8 protein-coding genes are annotated in these 12,744 nt (G+C 70.5%); 6 read left to right on the forward strand and 2 right to left on the reverse strand.

Translation table 11 applies throughout. The features are described from left to right. Nucleotide 1: 1 nt before the first annotated feature. Nucleotides 2-2,953 carry a serine/threonine-protein kinase gene (locus D187_RS06490; protein WP_002631051.1) on the reverse strand — a complete coding sequence of 984 codons (2,952 nt, stop codon included), beginning with the start codon at nucleotides 2,951-2,953 and terminating at the stop codon, nucleotides 2-4. A 386-nt stretch (nucleotides 2,954-3,339) separates the two neighbouring features. Here D187_RS06490 and D187_RS06495 point away from each other — a divergent pair, with 386 nt between their 5' ends. Continuing rightward, the gene (locus D187_RS06495) at nucleotides 3,340-6,654 is read left to right on the forward strand and encodes an amidohydrolase family protein (RefSeq protein WP_002631053.1); all 3,315 of its coding nucleotides are present in this window, start codon (nucleotides 3,340-3,342) and stop codon (nucleotides 6,652-6,654) included. 43 nt (nucleotides 6,655-6,697) lie between these two features. On the opposite strand, the gene D187_RS06500 is transcribed toward D187_RS06495, so the two are convergent. After that, entirely contained in the window at nucleotides 6,698-7,855 is a 1,158-nt protein-coding gene (locus tag D187_RS06500; RefSeq protein ID WP_002631054.1) for an SGNH/GDSL hydrolase family protein, read from the reverse strand. Nucleotides 7,856-8,209: 354 nt separating this feature from the next. Between D187_RS06500 and D187_RS06505 the strand changes: the two genes are divergently transcribed. The 5 genes from D187_RS06505 to D187_RS06525 all read left to right on the forward strand — a co-directional run bounded on the left by D187_RS06505 (nucleotide 8,210) and on the right by D187_RS06525 (nucleotide 12,619). Further along, nucleotides 8,210-9,166, forward strand: a complete 957-nt coding sequence (locus D187_RS06505; RefSeq protein ID WP_245591620.1) for a hypothetical protein — start codon at nucleotides 8,210-8,212, stop codon at nucleotides 9,164-9,166. Then, on the forward strand, nucleotides 9,163-9,828 hold the full coding sequence (locus D187_RS56955) for a hypothetical protein (protein WP_245591621.1): 666 nt from the start codon (nucleotides 9,163-9,165) through the stop codon (nucleotides 9,826-9,828). The genes D187_RS06505 and D187_RS56955 overlap by 4 nt, the downstream gene beginning before the upstream one ends. Nucleotides 9,829-10,022: 194 nt before the next feature. After that, nucleotides 10,023-11,441 (forward strand): M20/M25/M40 family metallo-hydrolase, encoded by a 1,419-nt coding sequence (locus D187_RS06515; RefSeq protein WP_002631058.1) that lies wholly within the window; start codon nucleotides 10,023-10,025, stop codon nucleotides 11,439-11,441. Next, nucleotides 11,438-11,812, forward strand: coding sequence for a hypothetical protein (locus D187_RS06520; protein ID WP_002631059.1), 375 nt, complete (start codon nucleotides 11,438-11,440; stop codon nucleotides 11,810-11,812). Before D187_RS06515 ends, D187_RS06520 begins: the two co-directional genes overlap by 4 nt. 45 nt (nucleotides 11,813-11,857) lie before the next feature. Next, the gene (locus tag D187_RS06525; RefSeq protein WP_002631060.1) at nucleotides 11,858-12,619 is read left to right on the forward strand and encodes a WecB/TagA/CpsF family glycosyltransferase; all 762 of its coding nucleotides are present in this window, start codon (nucleotides 11,858-11,860) and stop codon (nucleotides 12,617-12,619) included. Nucleotides 12,620-12,744: the final 125 nt, after the last annotated feature.

The raw sequence follows: 12,744 nt of genomic DNA on the forward strand, positions 1-12,744 counted from the left end.
TCTACCCGTCGGAGGAGCGCTCGGCCAGCCACGCCTGGACCTGGGCGCGCAGGGCCTCGGTGCCCGAGCGCTCCAGGGTGAGCTCGGCCTCGCGGGCCAGCAGGCGGGCGCGGGCCGAGTCCGGGTGGGTGTCCCACAGGGCGCGGGCGAGGGCGAAGCGGGTCTCGGCGAGGGCCTCGGGGGGCACGGTGTGGGTGGAGCGCAGCACGAGAGCGCGCTCGAGGGGCGCGAGGGCCTCGGAGGCGCGGCCGAGCCGCAACAACGCCTCGCCCTGGCCGGTGAGGGGCGCGGCCAGCTCCGGATGCCGCGGGCCCAGGGCGCGCTCACGCAGGCGCAGGGCGCGGGTGAAGAGCGTCAGGGCCTCGGCGGGGCGTCCCTGGTCCACGAGCACCCGTCCCAGGGTGGTGCAGGGCTGGGCGGTGTCGGGGTGCTCGGGCCCCCGTGCCCGCTCCGATGCCTCCACCGCCCGGCGCAGCACCCGCCGCGCCTCCTCGCCCTGCCCGTCGCGCCACAGGGCCGCGCCCAGCGCGTCCAGCGCCGTCGCCTGGAAGGGGTGGTGGGGGGGCAGGGTGCGCGCCACGGTGTCCACGCCCTGCCTCAGCGCGGTGAGCGCCTCGGTGGGGCGGCCCAGGGCGCTCAAGGAGCCACCGATGCTCACCAGGGCGGTGCCCACGCGCGGGTGCTCCGCGCCGAGCGTCTGGAGGAAGGCCGCGTGCGCGCGCAGGTTCTCCGCGAGCGCCTCCGCGTGACGCCCCTGGGCCGCGAGCGCCAGGCCCAGCCGGCGCAGCACGATGGCGCCCTCGGGGCTCTCCAGGGCGGAGGCCTTCTCCAGCTCGGCGAGGGCCTTGCGCTGGGAGGACTCGGCGGCGAGCGGATCCCCCTGGGCGGCGTACACGAGCCCGTGGGCACTCTCGAGCTCCGCGAGCAGCCGGCCCTGGCGCCGGGTGCGCACGAGCAGGGCGCGCGCCTGCTGGTAGAAGTCATGCGCATCCTGGGCGCGCGCGGTGTCGTAGGCGACGAGCCGGGTGAGGGTCACCAGGGCCTCGGCGCGCACCTCGTCCAGGCCCACCTCCTCCGCCGTACAGGCCGCCTCGTGCAGGGAGCGCTCGGACTGGTGGGCATCTCCCGCGAAGAGCTGCTGCCGTCCCAGCTCCAGCAGGGCCTCGGCCTTCAAGGCCGGGTCCTCCTGGACGCGGGCCTCACTGGCGAGGGTGGTGGCCGCGGAGAGCCCGGCGGCGTACTGGCCGGCGAGGCGCAGCGCGCGGGCGCGCGCGAGCTGGGCATGGCTGCCCTCCAGGTGGGCGGGCCGGCCCGTGTCCCGGGGCGAGGGCGCGAGGACGCCGTCCATCGACTCGCAGGGGCCGAGCTCGGACAGGCCGCGCACGGCCTCCACGGCGTGCTCCACCACGGCGCTGTCCGCCTCGGCGAGCAGCCCGGTGAGGGCCTTGAACTCGGAGCGCCGGCGCTCGAGGCAGGCGGTGTGCGCGGCGAAGCGCTCCGCGGACGTCTCGCCGCGCAGGCGCGTGGCCTCACAGGCCCGGCGCTGCTGGTCCACCCAGCCCGAGGCATAGGTGTCCAGCGCGCCCTTCACGCCGGTCCACGCGTCGGCCGCGTAGGGCTGGCCGGTGGCGAGCAGCGCCTGGCGCACGGCCTCCTGGCGCGGCGCGTCCCACACGTCGTGCATCCGGCTGGTGACGTCCTGGCAGACGCTCTGCTCCTGGTGCCACTGGCCCACGGCTCCGGCCACCACCGCGCCGAGGAAGAGCATGGCCACGGCGGCGAGCACCTGGCGCCAGCGCCGCGCGCGCGGCTCGCCCTGGATTACCTCGAGCAGCTCCTCCATGGAGGCGTAGCGCTCCTCGGGCCGCGGGCTCAACCCCCGCAGAATCACCTGCCGCACCCAGCCCGGCACGTCCGAGTCCCGGGGCACGGGACGCAGGCGGCCCTCCAGCGTGGCGCGCGCGAGCGCGGCGGCGCCGCTGCCCTCGAAGGCGTGCTCCCCATACAGGGCGTAGTGGAGCGTGGCGCAGAAGCTGAATTGGTCCGCGTGGCCGGTGAGCGGCTCGTGGCGGTACTGCTCGGGGGCCATGTAGCCCGGGGTGCCCATGATGAGGCCGGCGCGCGTCACCGGCGTCTCCAGGGGCTCGCGGGTGTTCAGACAGGCGAAGGCCTCCGTGTCGGGCACGGGGGGCTCGGTGCCCAGCAGCGCGCCGAGGTCCACCGGCACGGGGGCGCGGGGGGAGCCCGTGCCCTGCTCGCACGCGAGCCCGAAGTCATAGACGAGCACTCGTCCGTCGCGGCCCACCAGCACGTTGTCCGGCTTGAAGTCGCGGTGGACGAGCCCCGCGGCATGGGCGGCGGCGAGCCCCTCGCCGGCCTGGGCGAGCACCCGCAGCACCTCGCGCCAGGGCCGTCTGGCTTGCTTGAGCCACTGCCGCAGGGTGCTGCCCTCCACGTGCTCCAGGGCGATGAAGACGCGATCCCCGTGCTCGCCGATGTCGTAGACGGGCAGTACGTGGGGGTGGGACAGGCGCGCCATGGACTGCGCCTCGCGCATCAGTCGCAGCCGGGCCTGGCCGGGGTTCTGTTCCTCGCCCCCGGGCAGGAGCAACTTGAGCGCCACGCGCCGGTTGAGCTGGGGATCGAACGCCGCGTACACCTCGCCCATGCCCCCCGCGCCCAGGCGCTCCAGCACCAGGTAGCGTCCCACGCTGGTGCCCCGGGTGAGCGGCTCGGGCTCGGTGCGCACCGCGGACAGGGGCTCGGGAGGGCCGACCACGCGTGTGGGCTCTTCCTCCCCCAGTCGCATCGCCCGCTGGGCGCGCTCCAGCTCCTGTTCCAGCACGTCCAGTGCGCTGTCGAGATGACCTTTGACGTCATCCAGTCGCTCGGGGCTCTCGGCTCCGGATCGGGCCCCCTGCTCTTCTGGCTGTGACGGTTCGAGGCGCTCCACGCGGCTCTCCCTTGGAACGGAAGGTGTCCCCATGAGGACGGCTACATTGAATTCTTACGGGTTTATGGAAGATAAAGGCCCGGGAAACGGAACTCCTGGGAGGAAGCAACGTTCTACAGCGCGGCACATTCAGAACCCAGGATGTGTCCACCGCGTGTGGCCAGCGTATGGACTCCCAGTGACGGCCCCCCAGCACACCCTACTTTTAATGGGAGGTCGACGGGCCCGCTCGCCAAACCCGTTAGGGAGCGAGATGGCAACCCGAAGGGCAACTGAGTGCCGGGCGGGCGCGGTGGGCCGGGAGTGAGGTTGTGCGGCCGTTGTTGAGCGCGCGATCTAGTCTGCGCCCCCCTTTCATCCGAGCCAGACCCATCCGAGGAGCCGTGGTGATTCGAACCCGTCTGTCCTGCCTCGCGCTGCTGCTCACGAGCGCGTTGCCTCTGTCCGTTCGCGCGCAAGCGCCGGCGTCCGCCCCCGCCCCCGCCCCCGTCCCCGTCCCCCTTCCCCTGCCGTTTCCGGGCAAGCCCGACGCGCCCCGCTGGGACGTGAATGCCCCGGGCTTCCCCGAGCACACGGTGCAGCTCGACGTCACCGAGGGCACGTGGATGAGCGTGGACGTGAGCCCGAAGGGAGACGAGCTCGTCTTCGACCTGCTGGGAGACATCTACGCGCTGCCCATCGCGGGGGGCGAGGCCCGGGCGCTCACGAGCGGAGCCGCCTGGGACATGCAGCCGCGCTACAGCCCGGACGGGCAGTTCATCGCCTTCACGAGCGACCGGGGCGGCGGGGACAACCTCGTCGTGATGAAGCGCGACGGGAGCGAGCCCACGGGGGTGACGCAGGAGTCCTTCCGTCTGCTCAACAGCCCCGCGTGGTCGCCAGACGGCCAGTTCCTCATCGCGCGCAAGCACTACACGGCGCGGCGCTCGCTGGGCGCGGGGGAAATCTGGATGTACCACCGCTCGGGGGGAGAGGGCGTGCAGCTCACCGAGCGTCCCAATGAGCAGAAGGACGTGGGCGAGCCCGCGTTCTCCCCGGACGGCAAGTACATCTACTACAGCCAGGACATCACCCCGGGCCCGGTGTTCGAGTACAACAAGGACCCGAGCGGCGAAATCTATGTCATCCAGCGGCTGAACCTGGACACGCGCGAGACGGAGCGCTTCGTGTCGGGGCCGGGAGGCTCCATCCGGCCCACGCCGTCGCCGGATGGCAAGTCCTTGGCCTTCATCCGCCGGGTGCGGGGCAAGAGCGTGCTGTACGTGGCGGACGTGGTGAGCGGCGCCGAGCGTCCCCTGTTCGACGGGCTCGACCGGGACATGCAGGAGACGTGGGCCATTCACGGCGTCTACCCGGCGATGGCGTGGACGCCGGACAACCGCTCGCTGGTGTTCTGGGCGGGCGGCGGGCTGCGGCGCGTCGACGTGGCGACGAAGAAGGTGACGCCCATTCCCTTCCACGTGAAGGGCACGCGCACCGTCTACGAGGCGCTGCGCTTTGCCCAGCAGGTGGCGCCCGACACCTTCCCGGTGAAGATGTTGCGCTGGGTGCAGGTGTCGCCCAAGGGCGACAAGGTGGTGTACCAGGCGCTGGGCCACCTGTACGTGAGGGACCTGCCCAATGGCACGCCTCGGCGGCTCACGAAGCAGACGGAGCACGCGGAGCTCTACCCGTCGTTCTCCCGCGACGGCCGGAGCATCGTCTACACGACGTGGGACGACGAGAAGTTCGGCTCCATCCGGGTGGTGCCGGTGACGGGCGGCGAGGGGCGGGTGGTGTCCTCGGGACCGGGGCACTACGCGGAGCCCGCGCTGTCGCCGGATGGCAAGACGCTCGTCTACCGCGCGCTGGGCGGAGGCTATCTGCGCAGCGGCCTGTACAGCCGGGAGCGGGGCTTGTTCGTGATGCCGCTGGCCGGGGGGACGCCGCGCCGGCTGGAGGAGGACGGCGAGCAGCCGCACTTCGGGGCGGGCTCGGAGCGGGTGTTCTTCCTGGAGGTGTCGCAGCGCGAGAAGGACGACGAGCGCGCGCTCAAGAGCATCCGCCTGGATGGCACCGAGCCGCGCACGCACCTGACGAGCGACGAGGCGACGGAGTACCGCGTGTCGCCGGACGAGAAGTGGGTGGCCTTCCGGGAGAACTTCAACGCGTTCCTCATGCCGCTGCCGCGCGGGCCGAAGGCCGCGGTGGCGAGCCCCGAGACGAAGGCGCTGCCGGTGAGCCGCGTGTCGCGCGACGCGGGCGAGTGGCTGCACTGGTCCGGAGACGGCAAGCGGTTGCACTGGGCGCTCGGGCCCGAGCTGTACACGCGTGAGCTCAAGGACAGCTTCCGCTTCCTGGCGGGCGCGCCCCAGACGCTGCCGGAGCCCGCGGACAAGGGGCTCAATATCGCCTTCCAGGCGAAGACGGACGCGCCCCAGGGCACGGTGGCGCTGGTGGGGGGCCGCGTCATCACCCTCAAGGGGGACGAGGTCATCGAGGACGGCGTGGTGGTGGTGAAGGGCAACCGGCTGGTGGCGGTGGGTCCCCGGAGCCAGGTGACGGTGCCCGCGGGCGCCCGCGTGGTGGACGTGAAGGGCAAGACGCTCATCCCGGGCCTGGTGGACGTGCACTGGCACGGCTCCATGGAGGACGACGGCATCCTGCCGGAGCAGAACTGGAAGCTGTTGTCCTCGCTCGCCTTCGGGGTGACGACGATCCACGATCCATCCAACGACACGGGCGCCATCTTCGCCACGAGCGAGCTGGTGCGCTCGGGCGGCATGGTGGGGCCGCACGTGTTCTCCACGGGCACCATCCTCTACGGCGCCTCGGGAGCGTTCCGCGCGCCCATCGACACGCTGGAGGACGCGCGCAGCCACCTGCGGCGCATGAAGGCGGTGGGGGCCTTCAGCGTGAAGAGCTACAACCAGCCGCGGAGAGATCAGCGGCAGAAGGTGCTCCAGGCGGCGCGCGAGCTCGGGATGATGGTGGTGCCCGAGGGCGGCTCGCTCTTCCACCACAACATGAGCATGGTGGTGGATGGGCACACGGGCATCGAGCACTCGCTGCCGGTGGCCCAGGCCTACGAGGACGTGCGCCAGCTCTGGTCGGGCACGCAGGTGGGTTACACCCCCACGCTCATCGTGGCCTACGGCAGCATCATGGGGGAGAACTACTGGTACGCGAAGACGAAGGTGTGGGAGGACGAGCGGCTGCTCTCGTTCGTGCCCCGGCGCATGGTGGACGCGCGCAGCCGGCGGCGGGTGGACGCGCCCGACGAGGACTACGGCCACGTCCACACGGCCGAGGTGGCCAAGGCGCTCAATGACCGGGGCGTGAGCGTGCAGCTCGGCGCGCACGGCCAGCGCGAGGGCCTGGGCGCGCACTGGGAGCTGTGGATGTTCGCCCAGGGCGGCATGACGCCCCTGCAGGTGCTCCGGGCGGCGACGCTCTCGGGCGCGCGCTACCTCGGGCTGGACAAGGACATCGGCTCACTGGAGCCCGGCAAGCTCGCGGACCTGGTGGTGCTGGATGCCAATCCCCTGGAGGATCTGCGCCAGAGCACGTCCATCCGCTACACCATGGTGGGCGGACGGCTCTATGACGCGAAGACGCTCGACGAGGTGGGTGCCTCGCGCAAGCGCGAGCCCCTCTACTTCCATCGCGAGGGGCAGGGCGCCTGGGGTCCATCCTCGTCCTGGGGCACCCACCAGGACTGAGCCCGGCGCGAGCGGTGGGCGCGCCGGGCCGCTTCCCGGCGCGTCACCACACGGGGTTGACCTGGGTCTCGATGAAGGTGCCCAGCTCCTCGGCCAGGCGCTGGTGCTCCTGCGCGGTGGGGTGCCAGTCCTCGCCGTAGGGGTCGCTCTTGATGGGCTGATGGGCCATGTAGAAGACGACGTCGGGCTCATCGAGCTCCCAGACCATCTCCTCCACGTACTGCTGGATGCGCGTCCAGTAGTTGCGGCCCGCGGGGTAGTTGTCATTCATCGTCGGGCCGACGGTGCAGATGATCTTCGCGGAGGGGTAGGTCTTGCGCAGCTCCTGGACGAAGTTCGTGTAGGCCGCCTTGAAGAGGTCGGGGTTCGGGTCGATGGGTTGCTTGTTCGCATCGCGCGCGGTGAAGTCGCTGACGCCCAGGTTGAGGATGATGACGTCGGGGATGTATTCGCGGGTGTCCCAGACGGTCTCCTCGCTGTCGTCGTCGGGAAGGATGCGCTTGTAGCGCTTGGGGAAGGTGTCCTCGGTGGAGCCGTCGGGATTGCGCTGCACGCCTCGGTTGGACATGCACGTGGTGACCACCTGGGCATCGAACCGGTGGCCGAGGAGCGTTCCATAGGCCTTGGAGTTGTCCTCGTTCTTGGAGTGGTAGCCGGTGTTGGGCTCGGTGTAGGTGGGTGCCATGATGCGCACCTCGTTGCCGTAGCCACAGGAGACGGTCTCGCCAATGATTTCGATGCGCCGCTCGGGGAAGGGGGGGGGATCCAGCAGGGTGCCCTGCACGCTGATGCCCCGGAACTGGATGGTGCCCGCGTAGGGCCCGGTGCGCTTGACGAACTCGATGGTGTGCTCGCCCGATTTCAGGTCGCGGACGCCCTTGATCAACTCGCCATCGTCCGACTGCGGGAGCTTGAGCACGGCGGTCTGCTTGCCATCGACGATGACATTGACGAAGTTGGTGTGCTTGTCGTCGCCCGAGCCCTCGTCCTTGAAGGCCACGTCCACGCCGGTGCAATCGCAGCGCAAGCGCACGGTCGTGCCGGGGTAGGCATACCGGGGGCCAGTGTCATCGATGGGCTGCATGCGCCCGATGAATTGCAGCTTCGGATCCTTCGCGCTGTAGTCGTTCCACGGCTCGAACGGCTCGCAACTCACCAGGACGAGCGCCGCGAGCAGCACGGCCCCATGAAAGCGGTTCATTCCTCGTTCCTCCTCGGACGGTGGGTGGAGTATCGCCCCCAGCCTCTCCTCCTGTCGAAGGACGGGGAGCGGCGGCAGATTCCCCTGGGGGAGGATCGCTCAATTCTGTCGATAAATGGTCTGAATTCCTGGAGAAGTGGTCTTCAGCGACGTCGAACGCTATAAATCGACAGAATTGAGCGAGGGCTCTCCACCGTGAGCTTCCAGGAATCCTTTTGGAAGGACCCCCTTCCACTGCCTCGCGGGGTGGAGTTGCTCCGTCAGGACTCGCTCGTGGTGCCGCAGCGGGGACCAGGCGGCCAGGCGGTCTATGACCTCGTGCAGGTGAGACTTCCACAGGGTGGGGTTCCCGTCTTGCTGGCGTATCGAGCGCCCCTGTTTCCGGTGGATGTTCCGCGCCTGCGCGAGCGCCTCCGAGGACTCGATGAGGAACTGAGGAGACGGCAGTCAGCGGGGCGGGGGTTGCCACCGCCCCGCGTGCCGATGATCGCCACCGATGTGGCCAGTTCGGGTCTCATCGAGGTCTGTGAGCGTGAGGACGTCGCGCTCGTGGATCTGCGCGGCACGCTCGTGCTGAATTCCGGGAGCGCCTTCATCCGTATCCAGGGACGGGGCCGCTTCCAACGGACTCCGCGGGCTCCGGTATTCCACGGCAAGGGGAGCCGCCTGCTTCGCGTCCTCTTGAGTGAGCCGGGGCGGACCTGGAGCATTCGTCAAATGGAGGAGTTGACCCAGACGGGTTACGGCTACGCGCAAGGAGTCCTGACCCGCCTGGAACGGGAAGGCTATCTGGAGCGTGCCTCCAGGAAGTCTGGCTTCCGGGTGAGGGATCCCGCGGGTCTGATCCGTGCCTGGCTCGACAGTGGCAAGCGGACCGCGGCGGTGGTCGACGCTTTCAACGCGCCCTCCACGACCGCCGACTCGCTCCTGCGGGGACATTCCGCGCTGACCTCCCTGGGCATCAGGTCGGTCTTCACCCTGGCCAGCGCACTGCGACCCGAGGAGCGCTTCGCCTCGGGACTGCCCCATGGCGTCTATTCGTCCGGGCCGGTGGACTCCCTCATCCAGGCGTTCGGTCTGCGCCGCATGACTCCGCACAACTTCTGGGTGATGCGCCCGGAGGTCGCGGCCGACACGCAAGCGGGGGGGGTCTACTTCATGCCTCGCGAGCTGTCGCATGGCCCCGGAGTGGCACTGCCTCAGCTCATCGTCGACTTCCACTTCAGCGCGGGGCGAGGAAAGGAGCAGGCGGAGGTCTTGCAAGAGCGCTACCTCAAAGCGCTGCCGCTTCTCCCGGAGAGACCTGCGTGATGGAAGAAGTGGAACAGTTCGAGGCGGTCCTCCGGGAGCTCGGAGAGCTGATGATCGATCTGGGAGATCTCGCCTCCTCGGTCGTGCTGATTGGAGGGCAGGTGCTCGCCCTGGAGTCGAGACGGCGAGGCCAGTCAGGAGTCATCGCCGTCGAGACGGAGACAGGAGAAGAGGTCACCCGAGGGTTCACCTTCGAGCCCGATCTGCTCTTCGATCTGGATGGCACGGAGTTCATGGCGGGCCGGTTGCCGGAGGTCCTGAAGGAACGGGGCTATGAACGCGCTCGTCAGTTCCGTTGGTCCAAGAAGCTGCGCGGTTCGTGGGTACAGCTCGATCTCTTCGCTCCCGAAGAGGTCGAACCGGACGATCTGCCCACCGCCATTGACGCCTCTTCCGGACGCGCGGCTGGTCCTGCGACGGGCTCAACCCATCACGTTGAACATCCAGGGTACGCTCTTGAGGATCTCGATTCCGGATGCGGTGGGATTCCTCGCCATGAAGACGCGGGCCAAGCTGCAACTGCGTCCCGAGGGCAACAAGGACAGCTTCGACATCTTCGCCTACGTCAAGCTGGTGGGGGCCGATGCCGTCCTGGATGCATTGAATCAGGCGATACCCGAGGGCGGGGAGATCCGCCGCAATCTCCTGGCGCTCTTCTATGATCGCCGTCGCCCGGGGTTCAGGATGTCCTGGCCTACGCCGACACCCTGGAGCCCGAGCAGCGGGAGTTGTTGGCCCAGTCCGTCGTCGACCTGTTCGCGGCGTTCTGAGGCGTCCGGCCTTGCGAAGCGGAGCTTGCGAGCCGCCGCTCCGAGGACGAGAGTGTGAGCCCTCCTCTTGCCGTTGGAGTCTCGCCGTGCCCGCAGCCCTGCCGCTCTCCGCCGCCCTGCTCTGTCTTCTCTCCGCGCCGCCCAAGGCCCCCGCCAAGGCGGCCCAAGCGCCCTCGGGTCCCTCCCCCCAGGTGGCCGAGCAGCTCATTGGCGCGGCGCTCACCGACGGCCATGCCTATGCGCGCCTCGCCGAGCTCGCCGACGGCATCGGCCCGCGGCTGTCCGGCTCGGAGGGCGCGGACGCCGCGGTGCGTTGGGCGAAGCGGAGCTTCGAGGCGGACGGGGTGAAGGTGTGGCTGGAGCCCGTGAAGGTTCCCCACTGGGTGCGCGGCGAGGGCTCCGCGCGCGTGCTCGGCTCGGACACCCGGCGCGAGCAGAAGCTCGCCGTGTTGGCGCTCGGCGGCAGCGTGGCCACTCCCCCCGAGGGCCTCACCGCCGAGGTCGTCGAGGTGCGCTCGCTCGAGGAGGTGGCCGCGCTCGGGGACAAGGTGAAGGGAAAGGTGGTCTTCTTCAACCACTCCATGGCGGAGACGAAGGACTATGGCCCCGCGGCCGGGCTGCGCACCCGGGGCGCGTCGGTGGCGGCGAAGGCGGGGGCGGTGGGCATGCTCATCCGCTCGCTGGCCACCGCGTCGCTGCGCACGCCGCACACGGGCGCGCTGCGCTACGACGAGGGCGTGCCGGCCATTCCCGCCGCGGCGGTGTCGGTGGAGGACGGGGAGCTGTTGCACCGCCTGTTGGCCTCGGGCCCGGTGAAGGTGGAGCTGAAGCTCACGTGCCAGACGCTGCCGGACGCGGACTCCTTCAACGTGGTGGCCGAGGTGAAGGGCCGCGAGAAGCCGCGCGAGGTGGTGCTGCTCGGCGCGCACCTGGACTCGTGGGACGTGGGCACGGGCGCGCACGATGACGGGGCCGGCGTGACGATGGTGATGGAGACGGCGCGGCTGCTCGCCCGGCTCAAGCCCGCGCCCCGGCGCACGGTGCGCGTGGTGCTCTTCATGAACGAGGAGAACGGGCTGCGTGGAGGCCGGGCCTACGCCGAGGCGCACGCGGCGGAGCTGGGCGAGCACGTGGCCGCGCTGGAGATGGACTCGGGGGGAGGCAAGCCCCTGGGCGTGGTGCTGCGCTCGGGCCCCGGCGGCGACGCGCTGGTGAAGCCCTGGCTGCGTCCGCTCGAGGTGCTGGGCGCGGGCGTGCTCCTGCCGGGCGAGGCGGGGGGCGCGGACATCTCGCCCCTCGTGCCGGCGCGGGTGCCCTTCGTGGGGGTGCGGGTGGACGCCAGCCGCTACTTCGACGTGCACCACTCGGAGGCGGACACGCTGGACAAGGTGGACCCGAAGGACCTGGCGCACAGCACGGCGGCGCTCGCGTGGGTGAGCTACGTGCTGGCCGAGGTCCCCGGCGTGCTGCCCCGTCCCGAGGCCCCCGCGACTCCCCACCCATGAGCGATCATCCCGAGAATGAGAATCAGCGGGGCTCGCGCCGGGGCCGGATGCAGCCGGAGCGGCGCGAGCAGGTGCTGGAGGCGATCCACGAGGCGCGGGCGCGGGCCCAGTCCGCCTGGCCCGAGGAGAAGAGTCCGCAGCTCTCGCAGGGCTGGGTGGATCGTCGCCGGCTGCTGCTGTTGGACCTGGTGCTGGGGGTGGGCGAGGAGCTGATGCGGGGCGACACGCTGGGCGCGCGCGAGCTGGCCGAGCGGCTGCATCCCGTGCTGGTGGCGGCGCGGGAGCTGGCGCCGGGCTATTCGCTGGGCAAGGCGGCGGAGCTGGTGCTGGCGGCGCTGGAGGAGGGCGAGCCGGGACTGGAGGTGGATTGAAGTCCTCCCCGAGTCCACTATCCTCCTCACCCCTGAGGAGGAAGCATGGCGAGACAGGCGGGTCGTCGGGCCGCGCGGGCGCGGGACTTCATGGCGTTGATGGACCGGCTGCGCATCATCGAGGACGAGGCGGCGGAACAGGCGTTGCTCGAGGAGCTCAAGCGCGTCGAGCGTCCCCTCATCCTCTCCTTCGTCAACGCGCACGCGGTGAACCTGGGGTGGGAGCAGCCGGGCATGTTGGAGGGGCTGCTGCGCTCGGACGTGCTGCTGCGCGATGGCATCGGGGTGAAGCTGGGCCTGCGGGCCTTCCACCGGCGCTACGGGCTGAACATGAATGGCACGGACTTCATCCCGCGCATCGCCCGGGCGTACGCGGGGCGGAGCGTGGCGCTGTTCGGCACGCGCTCGCCGTGGTTGGACAACGCGCGGCGCACGCTGGAGGAGTGGGGCCTGAAGGTGGTGGCCTGCCACGAGGGGTTTGATCCGCCGGAGACCTACTTGCGGCTCGCCGCCGAGTCCAGGCCGGACCTCATCCTCATGGCCATGGGTATGCCCAAGCAGGAGGAGATCTCCGTGAAGCTGCGCGAGGCCCTGTCGCACCCGGTGCTCATCGTCAACGGGGGCGCGGTGCTGGACTACATCGGGGGCAAGGTGCCGCGGGCGCCGCTGGTGATGCGCCAGACGGGCATGGAGTGGCTCTTCCGTCTGGCAGTGGAACCCCGGCGGTTGTTCCGCCGTTACGTGGTGGGCATTCCCGTCTATTTCACCCACGTGGCCGAGGTTCGCCTGTCATCGCTCCGCAAGTGATGAGCCAGACACCGGGAGGAGACCCGCGCGCGAGGCCGTGTCCTTGGACAGACACGGCGAGGGCTCGGGGCGGGACAGCGTGGCGCGGCGGACGGAAGGGTTGAACGGGAGGGCGAGCCCGGGCG

It is taken from the genome of Cystobacter fuscus DSM 2262 (genome assembly GCF_000335475.2).
Classification (GTDB): Bacteria; Myxococcota; Myxococcia; order Myxococcales; family Myxococcaceae; genus Cystobacter; species Cystobacter fuscus.